This is a genomic window from Amycolatopsis sp. YIM 10, from assembly GCF_009429145.1.
GTDB lineage: Bacteria > Actinomycetota > Actinomycetes > Mycobacteriales > Pseudonocardiaceae > Amycolatopsis.
In genome coordinates this window covers 5,711,506-5,734,257 of sequence record NZ_CP045480.1, presented here as the reverse complement: position 1 = coordinate 5,734,257, position 22,752 = coordinate 5,711,506, and the positions used below count along the sequence as shown (strand labels likewise).

The following is a 22,752-nucleotide window of genomic DNA, read 5'->3' as shown; positions in this document are numbered from 1 at the left end:
GGGCGGAGGCCTCCGTTGAGGACGGTGGCGGGCACGGGGGCGGGCTGGCGATTTCACCGATGCCGGGCGGGCGCGGCGGGTGCCAGAGTCAGCACCGTCCGTCACGTTCCACCCCGAAGGAGCACAACGAAGTGCGCAGACGACTCACCGGTGCCGCCCTCGCCATCGCGCTGGGCGCCGCGGCGTTCACCGCCCCCGCCGCGGGCGCCGCCGAGAACCCCTACGAACGCGGCCCCGCCCCGACCAACTCCAGCATCGAAGCCCCCACCGGCCCGTTCTCCACCGCCGAGAGCAGCGTGTCGAGCCTGGTCGGCGGATTCGGTGGCGGCACGATCTACTACCCGACGAGCACCAGTGAGGGCACCTACGGCGCGCTCGCCATCTCGCCGGGGTTCACCGCCACCCAGTCCAGCATCTCGTGGATGGGCCGCAGGCTGGCCTCACAGGGGTTCGTGGTGATCACCATCGACACGAACACCATCTACGACCAGCCGGCCAGCCGCGGTGACCAGCTGCTGGCCGCGCTGGACTACCTGACCCAGCAGAGCCCGAGCACGGTCCGCAGCAAGATCGACCCGTCGAGGCTGGCCGTGGCCGGGCACTCGATGGGCGGCGGTGGCTCGCTGGAGGCCTCGGTCAAGCGGCCGAGCCTGCAGGCGGCGATCCCGCTGGCGCCGTGGAACACCGACAAGACCTGGAACACCGACCAGGTGCCCACCTTCATCATCGGCGGCGAGTCCGACTCGGTGGCCCCGGTCGCCAGCCACGCCGAGCCGTTCTACACCTCGCTGAGCAGTGCGCCGGACAAGGCGTACCTGGAGCTGAACAACGCCAGCCACTTCTTCCCGAACACGCCGAACACCACGCAGGCGAAGTACATGATCTCGTGGCTGAAGCGGTTCGTGGACAACGACACCCGGTACGAGCAGTTCCTCTGCCCGGGCCCGTCGAAGTCCACATTGGTCGAAGAGTTCCGGAGCAGCTGCCCCAACGGCTGAGCCGGACGGGGAAGGCCGTGGGCGCGTGCGCTCACGGCCTTCCGCCTGGCGAGCCCGGCGGTCAGCGCCGGTAGGACAGGCGGATGTTCTGCGGTCCAGCCGAAGCCCGCTCCCTGGTGAAGGTCGACTCCAGCAGGTTGAGCACCGGTTCCCGGCGGCGCCGCCCGATCACCGGGCGCCACAGGAACAGGACCAGCTGCCCACCGGGGCGAAGCACGCGGTGCGCGTCACGGATCGCGGCGAGCGGGTCGCTGAACTCTTCCAGGCTGTAGCCGTAGAACAGCGCGTCCACACTGGAATCCGGCAGCGGCAGGGCGCAGCCGTCACCGGCCTGATAGCTCATCCGCGCGCCCGGCGCGCCGGTCAGCCGCTCGCGCAGCACTTCGAGGCTGCCCGCGTCGGGGTCGAGCGCGATCAGTTCGCTGCCCGCGCCGAGGTGCCCGGCCAGCGCCTTCGTGTAGAACCCGCCGCCGCTGCCGACCTCCAGGCAGGTCATGCCCTCGACCGGCCGCACCCAGCGGACGTCGCGCGAGCGCAGGTCCCAGCCGAACGCCGCGCGCAGCGCCGGCGAGCTGATCAGCCGGTAGAACGCCGCCGGGGTGCGCCAGCCCGCCCTGATCTCGGTCGTGGTCATCGTGGAACTCCTGTCTTCGGTAGCAGCCGGGCCGCGGCGATGGCGGCGACGGCGAAGGTGACAAAGCCGGTGGCGAGCGCGACGGTCATGCCGTCGACGAACGCGCCGCGCGCCGCTTCGAGCAGCTGCCCGGCGACCGGCTCCGGAAGTACCGACGCGGCCTCGGCCGCATCGGTCAGCCCGCGCCCGGCGAGTTCCGCTTCGTGCGGCGGAACTCCCGCGACGGCGGGAAAAGCGGCGGTGTAGACGCCGGCGGCGATGCTGCCCAGCACCGCCACGCCGAGCCCGGCGCCCAGTTCGTACGCGGTCTCCTCGACCGCCGACGCGGCACCGGCCTGCTCGGCGGGCGCGGCGGCGAGCAGCGCGTCGGAAGCGGCGGTCAGCGCCACCGAGATGCCGAAGCCGACCGCGACCAGCACCGGCCCGAGCAGCCACAGGTTCTCCGCGGTGTCCAGCCACAGCGCCGCCGCGCCGAGCGCCAGCCCGACCACGGCGAACCCGGCGACGGTCACCGCGCGGCCTTCGAACCAGCGCAGCAGCGGCGCCGCGACCAGACTGCCGACCACCGCCGCGACCATCACAAAAAGCAGCCGCAGCGCCGCCTCCATCGGCTCCAGCGCCAGCACCAGTTGCAGGTACTGGGCGAACAGCAGGCCGAGGCCGACCAGCGAGAGCATCACCAGCAGCACGCTGCCGACCGCCACGCTGAACGCGCGCCGCCGGAACAACGCGAGGTCCAGTAGCGGGGACACCAGCCGCTTCTGCCGCCGGACGAACACCACCAGCAGCACCACACCGGCCAGCCCGGCCGCCGGACCCAGCACGGACATCGAACCGCCGTGCGGGGTCTGCTTGATCGCGAACGCCACGCCGAGCACACCGCCCGCCGCGAGCACGGCGCTCAGCAGGTCCCACTTGCCCTCCGGCGGATCCGCCGACTCCGGGATCAGCCAGTAGGTCAGCGGCAGCGCGGCCAGCATCACCGGCACGTTGATGGCGAACGCGGCGTGCCAGCTGAACTCCTGCACCAGGAAACCGCCGAGCAGCGGGCCCAGCACCGCGCCGGACCCGGCCACCCCGCTCCACACGCCGATGGCGGTGCGCCGCTCGGCCCGGTCGGGAAAGGCCTGCCGCAGGATGGACAGCGTGGCGGGCATGATCATCGCGCCACCGACGCCGAGCACCGCGCGCGCGGCGATCAGCATCGGCACGTTCACCGCGAACACCGCGGCGAACGAAGCCAGCCCGAACACCACGTACCCGAGCACCAGCACGCGACGCCTGCCGTAGTGGTCACCGAGCGTGCCGAAGGCCAGCAGCAGCGGCGCGGCCAGCAGCGAGTACACCGCGATGATCCACAGCTGCTCGGTGGCGTCGGGGCGCAGGTCCTCGGCGATCGCGGGCAGCGCCATGTGCAGCACGGTCGCGTCGATCGAGACCAGCAGCAGGCTGGCGCACAGGATCGCGAGCACCGCCCAGCGACGGCGCACCAGCGCCTCTGTCCTCCCCATGTCGATCATCTTCGCTGCTCCCGGTGGTTTCGCACGACGGCGTGAAGGTGGATTCGAAGTCATCCTCAAGTCGGACAACCCCTGACGGGGGCGCTCACCGCGCCCGCACCAGGATCGGGGTGGCGGCCACCAGCACCGCGGCGGGCACGAGGAAGGCCAGGCGCGGATCGGCGTGGTAGAGGCCGGTGAAGGCCAGCGGTGAGCAGGCCATGCCGAGGAACCGCAGCGCCTGCACCACCGAGATCGCGCCGTTGCGCGCCGCCCCCGCCCTGGTGATCACCAGTGTGTTCGTGCCGACCGAGATCAGCTGGGCGACCACGCCCCCGGCCGCCCAGGCCGCGACGAGCACCGGCAGCGAACCGGCCAGCCCGAGCACCGCGACCACGGCCCCGCCGCCGAGCAGCCCGGTGGCCAGCGCGGCCACCGGCCCGAACCGGTCGGCGTAGGCCCCGCTCAGGCGCGCGGTGAGGAAACCGGCCGCGCCGAACACGGTCAGCGCGAGCCCGCGCGGCCCCGAGCTGAGTTCGAAGACGTCCTCCAGCCGGAAGGCGACCAAAAAGGACAGTCCGGACAGGCAGCCCCAGCCGACGAGCACCAGCACCCCCGGCACCACCGACGGCCGGACCACCGAGCGCCAGTCCACGCGCTCGCCCGCCGCGGGATCGGCAGGCAGGGGAGCGGCGGCCAGTGCGAGCGCGGTGACCGCGATCCCGGCGAAGGCCCACGGCCACGACAGCTCCGCGGCCAGCCCGCCGACCAGCGGCGCGGTGGTGTGCCCGAGCGCCTGCATTGCGGCGAACAGGCCGAGCGCCCGGCCCAGCCGGTCACGCGGGGTGACCGCGGCCAGCTGGGCGAGCAGCAGCGGGGTGATGAACGCGTTCGCCGCACCCTGCAGCCCGCGGGCCGTCAGGAACAGCCAGAACCAGGGCGCGACCAGTGCCAGCAGTGCGGTCGCGGCGTAGGCGGCGTAGGCGAACCGCAGTGTGCGGACCACGCCCCAGCGCTCACCGAGCGTGCCCGAGACCAGCATGATGGCCGCGAACGGCACCAGGTAGACCGTCAGCGACGAGGCCGCCCCGGCCGGGCTGGTGCCGTAGCTCGCCGCGAGTTCGGGCAGCATCGCCACCACCACACCCGCGCCGAACGGCCCCAGCAGCCCGCCTAGATAGACCCCGTACAGCCGCGGTGACCCGGACCTCAACCGCGGCTCGCGCGGTGCTTCGCGACGGCCACCTAGCGCGGGCCGTCGAGCCCGCCGGGACGCCGTCGCCGCAGGTAGCGCTCGAACTCGGCGGCGATCTTGTCGCCGCTGGCCTCGTCCACGGTCAGCTCGGTGTCGCGTTCCTCCAGCGAGCGCACGTAGTCGCGGATCTCCTCGTCCTCGTCGGCCATCTCCGAGACCGTGCGCTGCCACTCCTCGGCCTGCTCGGGCAGGGCGCCGAGCGGGATCTCCACGTCGAGGATGTCTTCGAGCTTGTGCAGCAGCGCCAGGGTGGCCTTCGGCGACGGCGGGTGCGAGACGTAGTGCGGGACCGCGGCCCACACCGACACCGCCGGGATGCCCGCCTGCACGCACGCGTCCTGCAGCACGCCGACGATGCCGGTCGGGCCCTGGTAGCGGTTGCGCTCCAGGCCGAAGCGCGCGGCGGCGGCGCCGTCGTAGGCGGTGCCGGTGACCGGGACCGGGCGGGTGTGCGGGGTGTCGGCCAGCAGCGCGCCGAGGGTCACCACGGTGGACACCTGGAGGTGCTCCATGTGCTCGAGCAGTTCGGCGCAGAAGGCACGCCAGCGCATGTTCGGCTCCGGCCCCTGGACCAGCACCACGTCCCGGCCGAAGCCGTCGGGGTGGCATACCGCCAGCCGAGTGGTCGGCCATTCCACCCTTCGGGTGACCCCGTCCACCATGCGGACAGTGGGCCTGCTCACCTGGAAGTCGTAGTACTCGTCGGGATTGAGCTCGACCAGCGGGGTGGCGTCCCAGTTCAGCTGCAGGTGCTCGATCGCGGTACTGGCCGCGTCACCTGCGTCGTTCCAGCCCTCGAAGGCGACCACCATGACGGGTTTGCCGTCGTCGGCGGCTTCCGGGGCCGGCTCGGCGTGCGGGCTGTTCGGCTGTTCGGGCTCACTCACTGTGCCAGCCTACGACCTGGCCGAGGTCGCGCTGACCGTAGGCTAAGGAGCATGGCCGAACGACTCTCTTCGCCCTTGCTGGACGCCCTCGCCGAACGTGTTGTGGTGGCCGACGGTGCGATGGGCACCGCGCTTCAGGCCCACGACCTGTCCCTCGACGACTTCGACGGTCTCGAAGGCTGCAACGAGATCCTCAACGTCACCCGGCCCGACGTGGTGCGTGAGATCCACCGCGGTTACCTGGAGGCGGGTGCGGACGCGGTCGAGACCAACACCTTCGGCTGCAACTTCGCCAACCTGGCCGAGTACGACATCGAGGACCGCATCTTCGAGCTGTCCGAGATCGGCGCCCGCCTGGCGCGGGAGACCGCCGACGAGTTCGCCACGCCGGACCAGCCCCGGTTCGTGCTCGGCTCGGTCGGCCCCGGCACCAAGCTGCCCACCCTCGGCCACGCCCCGTACGCGCGCCTGCGCGACGCCTACGTGCAGGAGGTGCGCGGGCTGCTGGCCGGCGGCGCGGACGCGGTGCTGGTCGAGACCACCCAGGACATCCTGCAGACCAAGGCCTCGATCGTGGCCGCGCACCGCGCGATGGCCGCCGAGGGCAGGCGGGTGCCGATCATCGCCTCGATCACCGTCGAGACCACTGGCACCATGCTGCTCGGCACCGAGGTGGGCGCCGCGCTGCAGGCGCTCGAACCGCTCGGCATCGACCTGATCGGGCTGAACTGCGCCACCGGCCCGGCCGAGATGAGCGAGCACCTGCGGCAGCTGTCCAAGCACGCGAGGGTGCCGCTGACCGTGATGCCGAACGCCGGGCTGCCCGAGCTGGGCCCGAACGGCGCGGTCTACCCGCTCGGCCCGGAGGGGCTGGCCGAGGCGCTGGCCGGGTTCGTCCGCGAGTTCGGCGTCGGACTGGTCGGCGGCTGCTGCGGCACCACCGACGAGCACATCCGCCAGCTGGTCGCCGCGGTCCGCGAGACCGAGCGCGCCCAGCGCCGCCCGCGGCCGGAGCCCGGCGTGTCGTCGCTGTACCAGGCGGTGCCGTTCGAGCAGGACGCCAGCGTGCTGATGATCGGCGAGCGGACCAACGCCAACGGCTCGAAGGCCTTCCGCGAGGCGATGCTGGAGGGCCGCTGGGAGGACTGCGTCGCGATCGCCCGCGACCAGACCCGCGACGGCGCGCACATGCTCGACGTCTGCGTGGACTACGTGGGCCGGGACGGCGCGGCGGACATGGCCGAGATCGCCTCCCGCTTCGCCACCGCCTCCACCCTGCCGATCATGCTCGACTCCACCGAGATCGACGTGATCCGGACCGGCCTGGAGCACCTGGGCGGGCGCTGCGCGGTCAACTCGGTCAACTACGAGGACGGCGACGGGCCGGAGTCCCGGTTCACCAAGGTGATGGAGCTGGTCGCCGAGTTCGGCGCCGCGGTGGTCGCGCTGACCATCGACGAGGAGGGCCAGGCACGCACCGCCGAGCACAAGGTGGCCATCGCCGACCGGCTGATCGCGCAGATCACCGGCGAGTACGGGCTGGCCGAGTCCGACATCATCATCGACACGCTGACCTTCACCATCGCCACCGGGCAGGAGGAGTCGCGCCGGGACGCCATCGAGACCATCGAGGCCATCCGCGAGCTCAAGCGCCGCCACCCCGACGTGCAGACCACGCTGGGGCTGTCGAACATCTCCTTCGGCCTCAACGCGGCCGCGCGCCAGGTGCTGAACTCGGTGTTCCTGCACGAGTGCGTGCAGGCCGGGCTGGGCACCGCGATCGTGCACGCCTCGAAGATCCTGCCGATGTCGAAGATCCCGGACGAGCAGCGCAAGGTCGCGCTCGACCTGGTCTACGACCGCCGCGCCGATGGCTACGATCCGCTGCAGGAGTTCATGGCGCTGTTCGAGGGCGTCACGGCGTCCTCGTCGAAGGAGTCGCGCGCGCAGGAGCTGGCCAAGCTGCCGCTGTTCGACCGGCTGGAGCGGCGGATCGTCGACGGCGAGCGCAACGGGCTCGACGAGGACCTCGCCGAGGCACTCCAGTCGCGCCCGGCGCTGGAGATCATCAACAACACGCTGCTGTCCGGCATGAAGACCGTCGGCGAGCTGTTCGGCTCCGGCCAGATGCAGCTGCCGTTCGTCCTCCAGTCCGCCGAGGTGATGAAGGCGGCGGTGGCCTACCTCGAACCGCACATGGAGAAGGACGACTCCGGCGGCAAGGGCCGGATCGTGCTGGCCACGGTCAAGGGCGACGTGCACGACATCGGCAAGAACCTGGTCGACATCATCCTGTCGAACAACGGCTACGAGGTGGTGAACCTCGGCATCAAGCAGCCGATCACCTCGATCCTGGACGCCGCGGAGGAGAACAAGGCCGACGCCATCGGCATGTCCGGCCTGCTGGTCAAGTCCACCGTGATCATGAAGGAGAACCTGGAGGAGATGAACTCCCGCGGGGTCTCCGCCCGCTGGCCGGTTCTGCTCGGCGGCGCCGCGCTGACCAGGTCCTACGTGGAGAACGACCTCACCGAGATGTACCTCGGCGACGTCCGCTACGCCAGGGACGCCTTCGAGGGCCTGCGGCTGATGGACGCGATCATGGCCGCCAAGCGCGGTGAGTCGCCGGTGCTCGACCAGGAGGAGCAGGCCAAGCGCGCCGAGCGCAAGGCACGGCGCGAGCGGTCCCTGCGCATCGCCGAGGCCCGCCGCGCCAAGCAGGAGGCGGCCGAAGAGGACGAGCCGCAGCCCGCGCGCTCGGACGTGGCCACCGACGTGGCGCTGCCGACCCCGCCGTTCTGGGGCAACCGGGTGGTCAAGGGCGTGCCGCTGGCCGAGTACTCGGCGATGCTGGACGAGCGCGCCACCTTCATGGGGCAGTGGGGGCTCAAGGGCGCCCGCGGCGGCAGCGGCCCGACCTACGACGAACTGGTGGAGTCCGAGGGCAGGCCGCGGCTGCGGTACTGGCTGGACAAGCTGACCGCGGACGGCGTGCTGGCGCACGCGGCGGTGGTCTACGGCTACTTCCCGTGCGTGGCCGACGGCGACGACGTGGTGGTGCTCACCGAGGCGAGGCCGGACGCGCCGGAGCGCACCCGGTTCACCTTCCCGCGCCAGCGGCGCGACCGGCGGCTGTGCCTGGCCGACTTCTACCGCCCGCGTGAGCTGGCCCTCGCCTCCGGTGAGGTCGACGTGATGCCGTTCACCCTGGTCACCATGGGCCAGCCGATCGCCGACTACGCCAACGAGCTGTTCGCCGCGAACGCCTACCGCGACTACCTCGAGGTCCACGGCCTCGGCGTGCAGCTGACCGAGGCGCTGGCCGAGTACTGGCACCGCCGGATCCGCGAGGAACTGCACTTCGCCAGTGGGGCCGCGGTGGCCGAAGAGGATCCCGAGGAGATCGAGCGGTACTTCAAGCTCGAGTACCGTGGGGCGCGGTTCTCCCTCGGTTACGGCGCCTGCCCCGAGCTGGAGGACCGGGCGAAGATCGTGGAGCTGCTCGGCGCGGAGCGCATCGGGGTCAAGCTGTCCGAGGAGTACCAGCTGCACCCGGAGCAGTCCACCGACGCGATCGTCTGCCACCACCCGGAAGCGAAGTACTTCAACACCTAGGAGAACACGTGACTCACGCGTCCACAGTGGACGATTCGGTGGCCGGAACCGGGATCGCCGCCGTGCTCTGGGACATGGACGGCACCCTGGTCGACACCGAGAAGCTGTGGGACGTCGCGCTGTACGAAGTGGCCCAGTGGCTCGGCGGCAGCCTGTCCGAGGCGCAGCGGATGACCCTGGTCGGGTCCAATATGGAGACCACGACCCGGTTCCTGTTGAGCACACTGGGCAAGCCGGACACCCCGGAACTGCGGGCGGAGATCGCGCTGTGGATCCGCACCCGCACCGCCGAGCTGTTCGGGGACGCGCTGCCGTGGCGGCCCGGTGCGCTCGAAGCGCTCACCGCGGTGCGCGCGGCGGGCATCCCGTCGGCGCTGGTCACCTCCACCGAGCGCGAGCTGACCGAGCTGGCGCTGAACACCATCGGCCGCGAGTTCTTCGACGTCACCGTGTGCGGGGACGAGGTCGGCGGCCGGAACAAACCGGACCCGGAGCCCTACCTGCTGGCCGCCCGGCTGCTCGAAGTGGACCCCGCGCGCTGCGTGGCCGTGGAGGACTCGCCACCGGGCACCGAATCCGCGGTGGCCGCCGGTTGCACGGTGCTGGTGGTACCGAACGACGTGGCCGTCGTGCCGGGACCGCGGCGGGTGTTCAAGGAAACGCTCGTCGGGGTGGAGCCCGCGACGCTGGCGGCGCTGCTGGCGCGCTGATCCGGCCGTTGTCCGGTTGGGACCCGCGGGGACTGGACGGGACCCTGCCGACGAACGGCCCGCTCCGGCACCGGTGATGCCAGGAACGGACCGTTCGTGGCAGTGCCGGTGGTGCTAGAGGAATTCAGTGAATTCAGCGGGGATGTCGGCGTGCTTCGTGCCGACCACGGCCACGTAGTGCAGTGGCTCACCGCTGATGTTGAGCCGGTGCCGGTAGCGCTCCGTCGCGCGGACCTCGAGGACGCCGTTGTCCTGGCAGGTCTGGATGAAACCGGCGAAACCGGAGGTGTCCTCTTCGGTGAGGAACCTGTCCTTGATCGTGAAGGCGATCCAGCCGCCGTCCCCGACCAGGTTGAACGCCGCGCGGAACGCGCTCGGCGGGATGTCCGCGTAGCCCAGTGCGGCCACGCAGACCAGGGTGTTGAACTTCGCCGCGGCCAGTGCGGCGGCGGTTTCTTCGGAGGGAGCGGTCACGTCGCCGACGTGGTAGGCGTCGTAGACCTCGGGTCGTTCCCGGCGCGCGGCCTCGGCCGCCTCCGGGATGATGTCGGCGCCGACCAGGTGGCCGACCCCGATGGTGCGCAACTGCTCGCCGACCAGGCCGTTGCCTGCCCCGAGGTCGAGCACGCGCAGCCCCTCGGCGTCGTAGCCGTCGCGCTGCAACTGCTCCTTCAGCAGCTTGGCGATGACGTCGGGGGAGCGGCAATCGAGAATTTCGTGGAACAACTGCTCGTACAGCCCGTTAATTCGGTAGATACGATCGTAGTCGTGAAAGCGGATGTCGACCCATTCGCCGTCGAGCAGAACCGAGCAGTACTCGGCATCCTGGTCGATTTCCTCGGGGCGCTCCGGCAACCTGATCTGCGGCTTCTTCAGTGATCGGTTCTCCATATCACTTCTTCCCGTTGTCTCCCATGTACCGAGGACCTCATTGAGATAAGTGGACCCGGCGCCGAACGTCAACATCGACTGGACCATTCGGAGCAGGCTCGCGGTGTGACCGGTCTGGCACCCGGGGCGGCCCCGGTCGGCGGGCGCGTGCCCAGGATGGAAGGATCTGCAGACCGTGAAGACCTTCGATGAGCTGTTCGCGGAGCTGGCCGAGCGCGCGCGCACGCGGCCCGCCGGATCGGGCACGGTGACCGCTTTGGACGCCGGGGTGCACGCCCAGGGCAAGAAGGTGCTCGAGGAGGCGGGCGAGGTGTGGATCGCCGCCGAGCACGAGTCCGACGACCGGCTCGCCGAGGAGATCTCGCAGCTGCTCTACCGCGTCCAGGTGCTGATGCTCGGCCGCGGTCTGTCCACTGAGGACGTCTACCGGTACCTGTAGGACCGGTCCCGCTACAAAGGAGTCGAAAGTGCTGCGTGTCGCTGTGCCGAACAAGGGAGCGCTGGCCGGGGCTGCCTCGGAGATGCTCGGCGAGGCGGGGTACCGGCAGCGACATGAGCAGCGCGACCTGACCGTGCTCGACCCGGCCAACGAGGTCGAGTTCTTCTTCCTCCGCCCGAAGGACATCCCGATCTACGTCGGCTCCGGTGAGCTGGACCTCGGCATCACCGGCCGCGACCTGGCGCTGGACTCGGGCGCGCCGGTGGAGGAGAAGCTGGCGCTCGGCTTCGGCGGCTCGACCTTCCGCTACGCCGCGCCCGCCGGTCGCGACTGGAAGCCGGCCGACCTGCACGGCAAGCGGCTGGCCACCTCGTACCCGCGGCTGGTCCGCGACGACCTGGCCCGCCAGGGCATCGAGGCCGAGGTGATCCGGCTCGACGGCGCGGTGGAGATCTCCATCCAGCTCGGCGTGGCCGACGCGGTGGCCGACGTGGTCGGCTCCGGCCGCACCCTGCGCCAGCACAACCTGGTGGCCTTCGGCGACCCGATCTGCGTGTCCGAGGCGGTGCTCGTGCAGCGCGCCGGCGGGGCCGCCACCAAGGCCAAGGACCAGCTGGCCGCCCGGTTGCGCGGGGTGGTCTTCGCCCAGCAGTACATGATGCTGGACTACGACTGCCCGCGCTCGCTGCTGGACACCGCGATCGCCATCACGCCGGGGCTGGAGTCGCCGACCGTGGCGCCGCTGGCCGACCAGGACTGGGTGGCGGTGCGCGCGATGGTGCCGCGCAAGGAGGTCAACCGGATCATGGACGAGCTGTCCGAGGCCGGGGCCAAGGCGGTACTGGCCTCGGACATCCGCTCCTGCCGGCTGTAGCCGCCGGGTGGGTGGGGCGCTCACCGCGTTCGCGCCGATCTGGGCGCTGACCGGGCTCGGTTACCTGCTGAGCCGGTTCGGCGTGCTCGGTGACCGCGCGGACGCGGTGCTGACCAGGCTCGCCTTCCAGGTGGCGATGCCCGCGGTGCTGTTCAGCACGCTGATCGGCACCCCGTTCTCGGCGCTGGCCGATCGCGGGCTGCTGGCCTTCGTGCTCGGCACGGTGCTGGTCGCGCTGGTCGCGTTCACGCTGTCGACCTGGGTGTTCCGGCGCCGCCGGGCCGAGCGCACGCTGTCCGCGGCGGCGGCCAGCTACGTCAACGCGGGCAATCTGGGCATCCCGGTGGCGCTCCAGGTGCTGGGCAGCTCCTCGTTCATCGTCGCGGTGCTGCTGTTCCAGTCGCTGCTGATGATGCCGTCGATGCTGGCCGCCATCGAGTCGGACGTGCCGCGCGACGACGGCCCGCGCTGGCGGCGGCTGGTGCTGCTGCCGGTGCGGAACCCGGTGATCGCCGCGTCCATGCTCGGCCTGCTCGTCGGCGGCATCGGCATCCCGCTGCCCGCGGTGGTGCTGGAGCCGATCCACACCCTCGGCGACGCCGGGGTGGCGTGCGCACTGCTGGTGCTGGGCATGTCCCTGCACGGGGACCAGGTCGCGGCCGGGCCGGTGGGGGAGCGGCGCCGCGCCGAGGCGGTCGTCGTGGTGGTGCTCAAGGCGCTGGTGCAGCCCGGCGTGACGCTCGGGGCCGGGCTGCTGCTCGGGCTGAGCGGGCCGTCGCTGTTCGCCGCGGTGCTCTGCTCGGCGCTGCCCACCGCGCAGAACGTGTTCATCGCGTCCAGCCAGTACGCGGTCGACGTGCGGTTCGTCCGGAACTGCGTGCTCGTCTCGACGCTGCTGTCGATGGGTTCGCTGACCCTGATCGCCTGGCTGCTCGGCGGCGCCGTCGCCTAGCGGGGTGGCCGCGGGCGCTTCGGCATCAGGTCGTAGAGCTTCTTCCTGGCGCCGTTGTCGTTGACGCTGCGCGTGTGCGCCACCTCGGTGATGAAGTCCTCGAAGACGAACTCCGTCTCGGCGGGCACCAGCTGGGCCACCGGCTGGCTCTGCCGCCGCTCCTCCAGCGCCCTGGCGATCTGGTGGAAGGCCACCGCCTGCGCGGTCTCCGGCGCGAAGGTGGTCACCGGCACACCCCGGATGGCCGCCTCGTTCATCACCACGCCCAGCGGCACGTGCGCGAGCATCGGGATGCCGAAGGTCTGCAGCTCCTGCATCGCGGTCACCGCGTAGGTCGACATCGGCCGCCGGTACAGCCCCGGCACCAGGCCGAAGTAGGTGATCGGGCCGCGGCCGACGGTCTGCTGCACGTAGTGGAGCTGGTCGTTGAGCAGGCGCAGCGCGCGGATGCTGGTGCGGTCGGGCTGGACCGGCACCAGGATGCCGTGGGTGGCGGTGAGCGCGTTGTTGGTCAGCACGTCCAGCGCCGGCGGGCAGTCGATGATCACGTGCTCGTAGTTGGCGAACTGGATCACCCTGGCCAGCTGCCAGCCCGGCACGCGGAACTGGTCGAGCCGCCGGATCAGGTCGAACATGCCCGGTGAGGTCGGGATGACGTCGAAGGCGCCACCTCGGCCGATGTTGCTGCGCGGATGGCTGACGATCAGGTCCTCGACCGGGCCCTTCCACATCTTGGTCAGCGCTCTGGCCATGCTCGGCAGGTGGCCCGGTGTCTCGGGCAGCCCCAGCATCTCCGTGGTGGCGTGACCCTGCGGGTCGAGGTCGATGAGCAGGACCCGGCGGCCCTGCTCGGCCAGGGCGGCAGCCGCGCCGACACTGAGCGCGGTCTTGCCGACCCCGCCTTTCTGGTTGACCACCGAGGTGATCTGCATGCCAGGGGACTCCCGCGTGCTCGTGGTTGGCTCGATGAGGCAGGCTATTGGATCCGCAGGTCCAGCGGTGGGATATCGGCTCCGATCGCGGTGGTGTCGGCCCTCAGCGGGGCCGCACCAGCAGTGCCTGTGCCCCGGTGGCCACCTGCCCGCCCTGGTCGTGCAGCTCGCTGGTGGCGGTGCCGATACCGTCCGGCCCGACCACCGTGCGCGCGTCCAGCCCGATCCACTCACCGGCGGGTTCTCGCTGGATGTGCACGGTCAGCTCGGTGTTGATGAACCACCAGCGACGCGGGTCGAGGTAGTTGGACACGCCGTTGCCGGAGTCGGCCACCGCGAACAGCCGCTGCAGCGGGCTCGGCTTCTCCCCGCCGACCAGCGCGACACGCTGACGGACCCAGACCGCGGCCGGGCCGGGGTCGACCATCGAGCCGCGGACCGAGCGCCATTCGGTGGCCGCCAGATAGCCGCGGTCCGCGCCGAGCCAGTGCTCCGGCCAGTCGGCGGGCCCGGCCCGCTCGGGCGGCACCGGCAGCGGTTCGGCGCCACCGGCGATCACCTCGGTGCTGTCGGAGGTGACCAGCCGCCACGCCGACGCCCGCGCCACCACCTTGTCCTCCGCGCTCAGCTCCGCCGAGAGCAGCTCGACCGACCGGCCGGGCCGCTCCACCCTCGCCCGCACGGTCAGCTCGGTCAGCGGCGCCGGGCCGAGGATCTCCACGGTCACCCTGGCCAGCCTGCTCTCGCGGGTGGCGGGTACCTCTTCGAGTGAGCGCACCAGCAGCGCCGATGGCGGCCCGAAGTGCTGCGCGTCGGGCGACCACGGCCCGGCGGTGTGCTCGGTGGGGGCGAAGCGCCCGCTGCCGAGCGGCTCGTAGAAAGCCGTCATTCAGTCCGCCCGATCCAACGCCGACTCCTCGCCAGGGTCCGGTTCCGGCCAGCCCGGGTACTCCGGGGGAGTACCGCCGAACTCCGGGCAGTGTGCCTGATGATCGCACCAGGCGCAGAGCTTGCTCGGGTTCGGCCGGAAGTCCCCGGTCTTGCCCGCCTTCAGGATGGCCTGCCAGATGGCCTCCAGCGTGCGCTCGAACCGGCGCAGCTCCGGCTCGTCCGGCGCGTAGGCCAGCGACTGGCCGTCGGTCAGGTACATCAGCTTGAGCTGACGCGGCACCACCCCGCGCAGCCGCCACAGCACCACGGCGTAGAACTTCATCTGGAACAGGGCCTTGGCCTCGCCGATCTCACGCGGCGCCGCCCCGGTCTTGTAGTCCACCACCCGGATCTCGCCGGTGGGCGCCACGTCGAGCCGGTCGATGTACCCGCGCAGCAGCACGCCCGAGCCCAGCTCGGTCTCCACGTGCAGCTCGCAGGCCTCCGGCTCGAGCCGGGTCGGGTCCTCCAGCTGGAAGTAGGCGTCGACCAGCTTGCCCGCCGAGCGCAGCCAGGCGTCCACATCGCCCTGGTCCTCGCCGAACAGCTCCATCCACTCCGGACGCAGCTGCTCGGACAGGTCGGTCCAGGCCGGGCCGAGCAGCTCCTGTGCCCGGTCGCGCTGCCGCTGCTCCTGCGGCAGGGCGAAGAGCTTCTCCAGCACGGAGTGCACCAGCGTGCCCCGCAGCTGCGCCTTGGTCGGCGTCTCCGGCAGCTTGTCCACCGCGCGGAAGCGGTAGAGCAGCGGGCACTGCTTGAAGTCGCTGGCTCTGGACGGGGACAGCGCGGGACGGCGGCGGACCTCGGGTTCGGCTTCGGCGTTCGCGGTCGGCAGGGGCGCTGACATACCCGCACCCTAGGACAGGGGTACGACAACCTGGGGGACGGGCGCGCGGGGGGAGGCCCCGGATCACCGCTTTCCCACACCCGGCGTTCTAGGCTGTCCGGCGTGACCACCAACAGCGGTTCGGTGCGGCCGTCCCCGCGCCGCGAGTCGGCGCTGGACGGCGGCCTGCTGCTGTTCCGCGTGGACGGGGTGCCGGTGCTGCTGGCGCCGTCGTGGTGGGTCGGCTCGCTGCTGGTGGTGGTGCTGTACGCGCCGCTGGTCGAGCGGCTGCTGCCGGGCGCGGGCCCGGTCACCTCGTGGGCGCTGGCCGCGGCCTTCGCCGTGCTGCTGGGCCTGTCCGTGCTGGCCCACGAACTCGGCCACTGCGTGGTCGCGCTGCGGCTGGGCATCCCGGTCCGGCGGCTGCGCCTGTTCCTGCTCGGCGGGCTGTCCGAAGTGGCCAGAACCCCGCGCAAGCCGGGGCAGGAGGGCCTGGTCGCCGCGGCCGGCCCGGTGGTCTCGGTGCTGCTGGCCGGGTTCTGCGCGCTGCTGCTGCTCGCCGTGCCCGAGGGCGGCGCGGCCTGGCTGCTGGTGGCGCAGTGCGCGGTGGCCAATCTCGCGGTCGCGGTGTTCAACCTGCTGCCCGGTCTGCCCTTGGACGGCGGGCGCATGCTGCGTGCCGGGGTCTGGGCGGTCACCGGCACCCGGTCCACCGGCACCAAGGCCGCGGTGTTCGGCGGCGGCGCGGTGGCGGTCGGCCTGCTGGTGTGGGCGATCTGGGGGCTGGCGAGCGACAGCGACGACAAGTGGCTGCGGCTGGGCGTGTGCGTGGTGACGGCGTGGTTCGTCGCGATGGGCGCCAGCGCGGAGCTGGCCGCGGAGAGCCGCCGAGGCTGGCCGGACGGGCTGGAGATCGCCGATCTGGTGCGCCCGGTGCTGCAACTGCCCGCGGAGAGCCCGGTGTCCGACGCGCTGGCCGCTTCGGCCGGTCGCGGGGTGGTGCTGGTGCGCGCGGACGGTGTCGCGGCCGGGCTGCTCGACGCGAATGCCGCCGAGCGGCTGGCCGCGCAGTCCCCGCAGTCGCCCGCCGAACTGGCCGCCGAGCCGATCCGGGCCGAGTCCGTGCTGCTGCTGTCCGAGCCGGGGGACGACATCGCCGAGCGCGTGCGCGAGACCGCCGCCTGGCAGTTCCTGGTGGTCGACGACGAGGGCAGGCCCGCCGGCGTGCTGCGCCGCGAGGACCTGCGCGCGGCGATGAGCGGGCGGCGTCCCGGCTGATCGCCCGCGGGAGCGGTCTGAAAGGATCTGGCTTCCGCTTTGGGGTGATCAGGAGGTTCGCACGTTGGCGTCGGCAGGTGGCCCGTTTCGGGTTGGTGATCGGGTACAGCTGACGGACCCGAAGGGGCGGCACTACACGATGGTGCTGACCGAGGGCGGTGAGTACCACACCCATCGCGGCGGGCTGGCGCACGACGAGCTGATCGGGCAGCCGGAGGGCTCGATCGTGGTGTCGGCGGGCGGGACCTCGTACCTGGCGCTGCGGCCGCTGCTGCCGGACTACGTGCTGTCCATGCCGCGCGGCGCGCAGGTGATCTACCCGAAGGACGCCGCGCAGATCGTGATGTGGGGCGACATCTTCCCCGGCGCGCGCGTGCTCGAGGCCGGTGCCGGTTCCGGTGCGCTGACCTGCTCGCTGCTGCGGGCGGTCGGGTCCGAGGGCAGCGTGACCTCCTTCGAGGTGCGCGACGACCACGCCGAGCACGCGGTGAAGAACGTGGAGCGCTTCTTCGGGGAGCGCCCGGCGAACTGGCACCTGACGATCGGGGACGTGGCCGGGCACACCGGCGAGGTGGACCGCGTGGTGCTGGACATGCTGGCGCCGTGGGACGTGCTGCCGTCGGTGCGGAAGAACCTGGTGCCCGGCGGCGTGCTGACCGTCTACGTGGCCACGGTGACGCAGCTTTCGCGGATCACCGAGGCGCTGCGGGAGCAGCAGTGCTGGACCGAGCCGGAGTCGTGGGAGACGCTGATGCGCCCGTGGCACGTGGTCGGCCTGGCGGTGCGGCCGGACCACCGGATGGTGGCGCACACCGCGTTCCTGCTCACCGCCCGCCGCCTGGCCGACGGTGTCACCCCGCTGAAGCTGAAGCGCCGCCCCAGCAAGGGCTGAGGCGGCGCCAGTCCGTTGTCCTTCCCCGGGTGCTAGCCGGGGATGCACCACTTCTCACGCTGCTTGACCAGCTTGAACGGGGTCTCCTTGAAGTTGCCCCCGCCCTCCACGCGTACCGTCACCGTGGCGCTGTCCCCGTTGGTCTCGACCGGTTTGGCCAGTTTGGCCGAGATGTCCCCGGCGCGGTCCCAGGTGTCCTGCAGGCCCTTGACGTCGGCTTCCTTCTGGACGTTGCAGGCGATGGTCGCGTACTTCCGCGCGTCCTTCGAGTTCAGCGCGTCGATCACCACCTGACCGGCCTCTTCCGGCGTCGCCGAACCCCGCCCGGTCGCCGCGCTCGACGAGGGAGCGGGCTTCGAGGACGAAGCGGGCGGCGGCAGTGCCGGCGGCTGGGCCGACGGCGGCGTTTCCTCACCGCCGGTGAGCACCACGACGAGGGTGACCGCCACCCCGACGAGGATCACCGCGCCGACGACCAGTCCGGCGATGAGTCCGCGGTTCTTCTGCCTTGCGGAGTTCGGTGCGGAGTTCGGGTCGCCGGGCCAGCCGGGCGGCGGCGGATACTGCTGCGGCGGCGGATACTGTCCGTAACCGCCGTAGGGCTGCTGCCCGTACGGGTCGTGGGGTGGCTGCGGGGGATGGCTCATCGGGTGTCCCTGCTCGTCGCGCGGCGCCGGGTCAGTTGCCCACGCACCACCGCGAGGCTTCCTTCTTCAGCTCGATCGGCGACTTCTGCGACTGCCCCTGGTACGACAGTTCGGCGTCGATGGTAGCGGTGTTCCCGGTGACCACCGGCTCGCCGACGATCTTGGCCTGGACCCCCTGCGGCATCTCGTCGATGTCGGACTGGGTGACCGTTTCCGGGCTGCAGGCCACTTCCTTGGCCAGGTTCACGTCGCGGTCGTTGATCGCGTCGATCGCCTTCTGACCGGCCGCCTTGACCTCGGACTTGTCCGCGGGCGAACCGGAGTCGCCGGAGCTGCCGCTCGGCTTGCCGCCGCTCGGCTTGCCGGAGGCGGGCGGCGGCACCTGGCCACCCGGCTGCTGCGGCGCTGACGTGGGGTTCTGCTGGGCGACCTGGCTCGGCGGCTCGTCCTCACCGGTGAGCAGCACGATGGCCGCGACGGCCCCGCCGATCACCACCACGGCGCCGATCACCAGCCCGACGATCAGGCCCGTTTTCTTCTTCTTGGGCGGTTCCTCACCGAATCCGCCGGGCTGCTGCTGCCCGCCGCCGAAGGCGTCCCACCCCTGTTGCTGCTGTGCGTAGGGGTCGGGTGCCTGCTGCCACCCCTGCTGTTCCCAGCCGCCCTGCTGCGGCTGCTGCTGCCCGCCGTCGAAGGCGTTCCAGCCGGGCGCCTGGCCGCCCTGCGGCGGGTACTGCTGCGGCTGCGGGCCGCTCTGCGGGTAGCCGCCGCCCGGCTGTCCCGGTTGTCCCTGGTAGCCCGGCTGGCCGTATGGTCCGGGCGCGCCTGGGTGCTGCGGTGGGTAGGTCATTGTTGCCCCCTGAGAGTCTGCGCCGGAGCCGGTGCGCATCCGGATCGCGGAGCGAGCGATGTAGACGCACGGTAGCGGTCGGGCATCTTTCGCCTTTACCGGGTTGGACCATTGCGCTTCCGGGAACACCGTGATCCCGGTGCGACGCGCCGATCCTGTGATGCGGATAGGGCTTCTCAAGTCGGTGATCGCCGGTACCGTGGACTGAAAAGCACTCCGAGGAGGTGCCGACATGCAACACGACCTTCCCGGAGGTCGGCCGGAGGACGCCGACCCATCAGAAACGAGTGGAGCTGGGAACACGTCGGATGAGCAGGCACGACAGGTCCGTTTCCTGGAAGAGGAAGTTGCCCTGCTGCGCCGTAAGCTGACCGATTCGCCGCGGCAGAACCGGGTGCTCGAGCAACGGCTCGCGGAGGCATCGGAACGGGTCAGTCAGCTGACCGAACGAAATAACAAATTGGTCGAGACGCTGCGTGAAGCACGCGGCCAGTTACTCGCTCTCCGTGAGGAGGTCGACAGGCTGGCGCAGCCGCCGAGCGGATATGGAGTATTCCTGGCCGCGTTCGAGGACGGCACGGTCGACGTGTTCACCTCCGGCCGGAAGATGCGCGTGTCGGTCTCCCCCGCGGTCGAGGTGGAGACGCTGCGGCGCGGGCAGGCGCTGCGCCTGAACGAGGCGCTGACCGTGGTCGAGGGCGGCGGCTACGAGCAGACCGGTGAGGTGTGCGCGCTCCGCGAGGTGCTCGCCCCCGATGTCACCGGTGGCAGCTCGCGGGCGCTGGTGGTCGGGCACGCGGACGAGGAGCGGGTGGTCTACCTCTCCGACCCGCTGGCCGAGCAGACGCTCAAGCCGGGTGACTCCCTGCTGGTCGACTCCAAGGCCGGCTACGCCTACGAGCGGGTGCCGAAGGCCGAGGTCGAGGACCTCGTGCTGGAGGAGGTCCCCGATGTCAGCTACGAGGACATCGGCGGGCTCGGGCGGCAGATCGAGCAGATCCGCGACGCGGTGGAACTGCCCTTCCTGCACTCGGATCTGTACCTGGAGTACCAGTTGCGGCCGCCGAAGGGCGTGCTGCTCTACGGCCCGCCGGGCTGCGGGAAGACGCTCATCGCCAAGGCGGTGGCGAACTCGCTGGCCAAGAAGGTCGCGCTGGCCAGGGGCGACGATCCGGGCGACGGCTCGGAGGCGAAGTCCTACTTCCTCAACATCAAGGGCCCGGAGCTGCTCAACAAGTTCGTCGGGGAGACCGAGCGGCACATCCGCCTGATCTTCCAGCGGGCGCGCGAGAAGGCCTCCGAGGGCACGCCGGTGATCGTGTTCTTCGACGAGATGGACTCGATCTTCCGCACCCGCGGCAGCGGGGTGTCCTCCGACGTGGAGACCACCATCGTGCCGCAGCTGCTCTCCGAGATCGACGGTGTGGAGGGGCTGGAGAACGTCATCGTCATCGGCGCCTCCAACCGCGAGGACATGATCGACCCGGCGATCCTGCGGCCGGGCCGGCTGGACGTGAAGATCAAGATCGAGCGTCCGGACGCCGAGGGTGCCAAGGACATCTTCTCGAAGTACCTGGCCGAGGGCCTGCCGATCCACGCCGACGACCTGGCGGAGTTCGGCGGGGACCCGAAGGCCACCTTCGACGCGATGATCCAGCACACCGTCGAGCGCATGTACGAGGAGAGCGACGAGAACCGCTTCCTCGAGGTCACCTATGCCAACGGGGACAAGGAGGTGCTCTACTTCCGCGACTTCAACTCGGGCGCGATGATCCAGAACATCGTGGACCGGGCGAAGAAGGCGGCGATCAAGTCGGTGCTGGAGACCAAGCAGCCCGGTCTGCGCGTGCAGCACCTGCTGGACGCGATCGTCGACGAGTTCGCGGAGAACGAGGACCTGCCCAACACCACCAACCCCGACGACTGGGCCCGGATCTCCGGCAAGAAGGGCGAGCGGATCGTCTACATCCGCACGCTGGTCACCGGCAAGAACCAGGACTCCGGTCGGGCGATCGACACGGCGACCAACACCGGGCAGTATTTGTAGGAGCGAAGCAACAGCTTTCCACCAAGGGCGGTGCCCCCGGAGCGATCCGGGGGCACCGCCCGTCCACGTCTCCGGCGTGTCCGTGCCGCCGAATTGTGTATAACGGCCTATACTGTCGCGCTATGAACGGTGATGAGTACCCGTCCCCGGAACCACCCGTGACCCCCCGTCAGATCAACGAGTGGCTGCGGACGGTAGCCGAATCGGCCCGGCGCGGTGAGCTGAGCGCGGACGAATTGATCGGACTTCTCGGCCAGTTGCGGGCCGCGTCCACGGCCTGCGCGAACGCGTCGGACTGGGCCCTGCTGGCCGCCAGGGAAGCGGGCGCGAGCCTGCGGCAGATCGCACCGGTGTTCGGCAAGGGTTATGTTCGCGCACCGGCCGCGCGACTGGAAAAACTGCACCGGCAGGTGCTCGACTCGGACCAGTTCCTCGAGTTGATGCGGCGGAAAGAAAGCGGGGAGGCCTGACGCTCGCGCGTTCGAGTGCGGGGCATCGGCGAATGGGAAACTTCTACGAACGCGATCACCGGGACTGGGCGGGTGCTCAGGCCGACGCGCGTCGCCGCGAGGGCGTGCGGCTGCTGCCGGGCGGGTTCGCCGGGACCGGCGAGGAACTCCGGCTGACCGTCCCCGGGCGGTTGTCGTTGCTGGTGGCCCCGGACGGCGCGGTGCTGGCGTACAGCGGCCCGGCCGAGTCGCTCCGGCCGGGCGCCGAACCGGTGGCGTGGGTGCGTGAGGTCGCCGGTGAGCCGGTTGTGGAGCGGGTGCGGCGGGTGGTGCTGCCGGAGCCGCGTGGCCCGCTTTTCGCGCGTGGCCCCGGGTTCACCGCGGAACTGGATCGCTACGGCCTGCTCCGGTGCACCGGGGAACTGGACGCCGAGCCCGATCTGTTCGACCGGCTGCGTGTCCGTCCCGGGGTGGAGCTGACCGAGGGCTGGGTGCTGACGCCGGGGGAGACCGTGCGGAAGCAGTCGCAGCTCGGCGTCGACGCGATCCGGTCCACCATCGACGTGCCGCGGTTGCCGCCGCCGTCGGGGGAGCGGCGGGTGGCCGCGCCCGGCCGCGAGGTGCTGATCTCCCTGCACGAGCGCGGTTCGACGCGCTGGTCCGCCCATGTCGGCGCGAACGGCGAGTTCGACGGCCCGCTGCCCGGTGACGGCTTCGCCGAGGCGCCGGAGGCCTGGGCGCACGCCGAAGCGGGACGGCTGCGCGACTCGGAGTTCTGGGCCTCGGTGCAGGAGGTCGGCAGGCTGCGAATCCCGCCACCCGGTGCGGAGATCGCCGCGCGGCTCGGGGACTACGTGCTGGAGTTCGCGCGGATCGGCGTCAGCGCGGCGGGGGAGGTGACCGTGCTCGGCCGGTACGGGCACGAGGTGACCGCGCTGATGCGTGCCTCGGCCGCCTTCGCCGAAGATCCGGCGCACTGGCTCCGCCGGCTGCCCGAGCACTTGGTGGCTGCCGGGAGTGCGAACTTCCGGCCCGCCCACGACTACTTGTTGGTCAGCCACCGTCGCTAGTCCAGACGGGGTGAACTCTTGACGGCCTGTGAAGCGGATCACTACAGTCGGGCTCGCCTTATTAGTAAGGAAAGTTT

21 protein-coding genes are annotated in these 22,752 nt (G+C 71.1%); 11 read left to right on the top strand and 10 right to left on the bottom strand.

Annotated elements, in window-relative coordinates:
• Window positions 1-59: 59 nt before the first annotated feature.
• The gene (locus YIM_RS27230; protein WP_153033037.1) at window positions 60-998 is read left to right on the top strand and encodes an alpha/beta hydrolase; all 939 of its coding nucleotides are present in this window, start codon (window positions 60-62) and stop codon (window positions 996-998) included.
• A gap of 61 nt (window positions 999-1,059) precedes the next feature.
• Here the strand turns inward: YIM_RS27230 and YIM_RS27225 are convergent, their stop codons facing one another.
• The 4 genes from YIM_RS27225 to YIM_RS27210 form a co-directional block, all read right to left on the bottom strand.
• Window positions 1,060-1,632, bottom strand: coding sequence for a class I SAM-dependent methyltransferase (locus YIM_RS27225; protein WP_153033036.1), 573 nt, complete (start codon window positions 1,630-1,632; stop codon window positions 1,060-1,062).
• Window positions 1,629-3,143, bottom strand: a complete 1,515-nt coding sequence (locus tag YIM_RS27220; protein WP_153033035.1) for an MFS transporter — start codon at window positions 3,141-3,143, stop codon at window positions 1,629-1,631. The genes YIM_RS27225 and YIM_RS27220 overlap by 4 nt, the downstream gene beginning before the upstream one ends.
• Window positions 3,144-3,237: 94 nt before the next feature.
• On the bottom strand, window positions 3,238-4,344 hold the full coding sequence (locus YIM_RS27215; RefSeq protein ID WP_228004051.1) for an MFS transporter: 1,107 nt from the start codon (window positions 4,342-4,344) through the stop codon (window positions 3,238-3,240).
• Between the two features lie 32 nt (window positions 4,345-4,376).
• Entirely contained in the window at window positions 4,377-5,273 is an 897-nt protein-coding gene (locus YIM_RS27210; protein WP_153033034.1) for a PAC2 family protein, read from the bottom strand.
• Window positions 5,274-5,324: 51 nt separating this feature from the next.
• Here YIM_RS27210 and metH point away from each other — a divergent pair, with 51 nt between their 5' ends.
• Together metH and YIM_RS27200 are read left to right on the top strand one after the other, a co-directional pair.
• Entirely contained in the window at window positions 5,325-8,888 is a 3,564-nt protein-coding gene (metH, locus tag YIM_RS27205) for a methionine synthase (RefSeq protein WP_153033033.1), read from the top strand.
• A gap of 8 nt (window positions 8,889-8,896) precedes the next feature.
• Window positions 8,897-9,598: an HAD family phosphatase gene (locus tag YIM_RS27200; protein ID WP_228004050.1), complete on the top strand. Its 702-nt coding sequence runs from the start codon at window positions 8,897-8,899 to the stop codon at window positions 9,596-9,598.
• Between the two features lie 114 nt (window positions 9,599-9,712).
• On the opposite strand, the gene YIM_RS27195 is transcribed toward YIM_RS27200, so the two are convergent.
• A complete protein-coding gene (locus YIM_RS27195; RefSeq protein WP_153033032.1) occupies window positions 9,713-10,489 on the bottom strand; it encodes a class I SAM-dependent methyltransferase in 777 nt (258 codons plus the stop codon).
• Window positions 10,490-10,664: 175 nt separating this feature from the next.
• On the opposite strand from YIM_RS27195, the gene YIM_RS27190 reads away from it, so the two are divergent.
• The 3 genes from YIM_RS27190 to YIM_RS27180 are packed head-to-tail and all read left to right on the top strand — an operon-like array spanning window position 10,665 to window position 12,754.
• A complete protein-coding gene (locus YIM_RS27190) occupies window positions 10,665-10,928 on the top strand; it encodes a phosphoribosyl-ATP diphosphatase (RefSeq protein ID WP_153033031.1) in 264 nt (87 codons plus the stop codon).
• A 28-nt stretch (window positions 10,929-10,956) separates the two neighbouring features.
• The gene (gene hisG / locus YIM_RS27185; RefSeq protein ID WP_153033030.1) at window positions 10,957-11,802 is read left to right on the top strand and encodes an ATP phosphoribosyltransferase; all 846 of its coding nucleotides are present in this window, start codon (window positions 10,957-10,959) and stop codon (window positions 11,800-11,802) included.
• Between the two features lie 7 nt (window positions 11,803-11,809).
• Window positions 11,810-12,754: an AEC family transporter gene (locus YIM_RS27180; protein ID WP_153033029.1), complete on the top strand. Its 945-nt coding sequence runs from the start codon at window positions 11,810-11,812 to the stop codon at window positions 12,752-12,754.
• Here the strand turns inward: YIM_RS27180 and YIM_RS27175 are convergent.
• The 3 genes from YIM_RS27175 to YIM_RS27165 form a co-directional block, all read right to left on the bottom strand.
• Window positions 12,751-13,686: a ParA family protein gene (locus YIM_RS27175; RefSeq protein WP_153033028.1), complete on the bottom strand. Its 936-nt coding sequence runs from the start codon at window positions 13,684-13,686 to the stop codon at window positions 12,751-12,753. The two genes, YIM_RS27180 and YIM_RS27175, sit on opposite strands and share 4 nt — an antisense overlap.
• A 103-nt stretch (window positions 13,687-13,789) precedes the next feature.
• The gene (locus YIM_RS27170) at window positions 13,790-14,575 is read right to left on the bottom strand and encodes a thioesterase family protein (protein WP_153033027.1); all 786 of its coding nucleotides are present in this window, start codon (window positions 14,573-14,575) and stop codon (window positions 13,790-13,792) included.
• Complete coding sequence (locus tag YIM_RS27165) at window positions 14,576-15,463, bottom strand: RecB family exonuclease (protein ID WP_153033026.1); 888 nt, start codon at window positions 15,461-15,463, stop codon at window positions 14,576-14,578.
• Window positions 15,464-15,628: 165 nt separating this feature from the next.
• Here YIM_RS27165 and YIM_RS27160 point away from each other — a divergent pair, with 165 nt between their 5' ends.
• On the top strand, window positions 15,629-16,720 hold the full coding sequence (locus YIM_RS27160; protein WP_153037283.1) for a site-2 protease family protein: 1,092 nt from the start codon (window positions 15,629-15,631) through the stop codon (window positions 16,718-16,720).
• A gap of 64 nt (window positions 16,721-16,784) precedes the next feature.
• The gene (locus tag YIM_RS27155; RefSeq protein WP_153033025.1) at window positions 16,785-17,612 is read left to right on the top strand and encodes a tRNA (adenine-N1)-methyltransferase; all 828 of its coding nucleotides are present in this window, start codon (window positions 16,785-16,787) and stop codon (window positions 17,610-17,612) included.
• A gap of 32 nt (window positions 17,613-17,644) precedes the next feature.
• On the opposite strand, the gene YIM_RS27150 is transcribed toward YIM_RS27155, so the two are convergent.
• Together YIM_RS27150 and YIM_RS27145 are read right to left on the bottom strand one after the other, a co-directional pair.
• On the bottom strand, window positions 17,645-18,259 hold the full coding sequence (locus tag YIM_RS27150) for a hypothetical protein (RefSeq protein ID WP_153033024.1): 615 nt from the start codon (window positions 18,257-18,259) through the stop codon (window positions 17,645-17,647).
• Between the two features lie 31 nt (window positions 18,260-18,290).
• Window positions 18,291-19,109: a hypothetical protein gene (locus YIM_RS27145; protein WP_153033023.1), complete on the bottom strand. Its 819-nt coding sequence runs from the start codon at window positions 19,107-19,109 to the stop codon at window positions 18,291-18,293.
• Window positions 19,110-19,341: 232 nt separating this feature from the next.
• Here YIM_RS27145 and arc point away from each other — a divergent pair, with 232 nt between their 5' ends.
• From arc to YIM_RS27130, 3 genes are all read left to right on the top strand, one after another.
• Window positions 19,342-21,156, top strand: coding sequence for a proteasome ATPase (gene arc / locus YIM_RS27140; protein WP_153033022.1), 1,815 nt, complete (start codon window positions 19,342-19,344; stop codon window positions 21,154-21,156).
• Between the two features lie 122 nt (window positions 21,157-21,278).
• Window positions 21,279-21,626: a hypothetical protein gene (locus YIM_RS27135; RefSeq protein ID WP_153033021.1), complete on the top strand. Its 348-nt coding sequence runs from the start codon at window positions 21,279-21,281 to the stop codon at window positions 21,624-21,626.
• Window positions 21,627-21,658: 32 nt separating this feature from the next.
• Window positions 21,659-22,675: a hypothetical protein gene (locus YIM_RS27130; RefSeq protein WP_153033020.1), complete on the top strand. Its 1,017-nt coding sequence runs from the start codon at window positions 21,659-21,661 to the stop codon at window positions 22,673-22,675.
• Window positions 22,676-22,752 lie beyond the last annotated feature (77 nt).

Bases quoted from the DNA above. Each gene is read 5' to 3' on its own strand.
- YIM_RS27145 (WP_153033023.1), bottom strand. From the start codon at position 19,109: ATGACCTACCCACCGCAGCACCCAGGCGCGCCCGGACCATACGGCCAG.
- YIM_RS27220 (WP_153033035.1), bottom strand. From the start codon at position 3,143: ATGGGGAGGACAGAGGCGCTGGTGCGCCGTCGCTGGGCGGTGCTCGCG.
- YIM_RS27230 (WP_153033037.1), top strand. From the start codon at position 60: ATGCCGGGCGGGCGCGGCGGGTGCCAGAGTCAGCACCGTCCGTCACGT.
- arc (WP_153033022.1), top strand. From the start codon at position 19,342: ATGCAACACGACCTTCCCGGAGGTCGGCCGGAGGACGCCGACCCATCA.
- YIM_RS27195 (WP_153033032.1), bottom strand. From the start codon at position 10,489: ATGGAGAACCGATCACTGAAGAAGCCGCAGATCAGGTTGCCGGAGCGC.
- metH (WP_153033033.1), top strand. From the start codon at position 5,325: ATGGCCGAACGACTCTCTTCGCCCTTGCTGGACGCCCTCGCCGAACGT.
- YIM_RS27170 (WP_153033027.1), bottom strand. From the start codon at position 14,575: ATGACGGCTTTCTACGAGCCGCTCGGCAGCGGGCGCTTCGCCCCCACC.
- YIM_RS27175 (WP_153033028.1), bottom strand. From the start codon at position 13,686: ATGCAGATCACCTCGGTGGTCAACCAGAAAGGCGGGGTCGGCAAGACC.
- YIM_RS27135 (WP_153033021.1), top strand. From the start codon at position 21,279: ATGAACGGTGATGAGTACCCGTCCCCGGAACCACCCGTGACCCCCCGT.
- YIM_RS27150 (WP_153033024.1), bottom strand. From the start codon at position 18,259: ATGAGCCATCCCCCGCAGCCACCCCACGACCCGTACGGGCAGCAGCCC.
- YIM_RS27130 (WP_153033020.1), top strand. From the start codon at position 21,659: ATGGGAAACTTCTACGAACGCGATCACCGGGACTGGGCGGGTGCTCAG.
- YIM_RS27225 (WP_153033036.1), bottom strand. From the start codon at position 1,632: ATGACCACGACCGAGATCAGGGCGGGCTGGCGCACCCCGGCGGCGTTC.
- YIM_RS27165 (WP_153033026.1), bottom strand. From the start codon at position 15,463: ATGTCAGCGCCCCTGCCGACCGCGAACGCCGAAGCCGAACCCGAGGTC.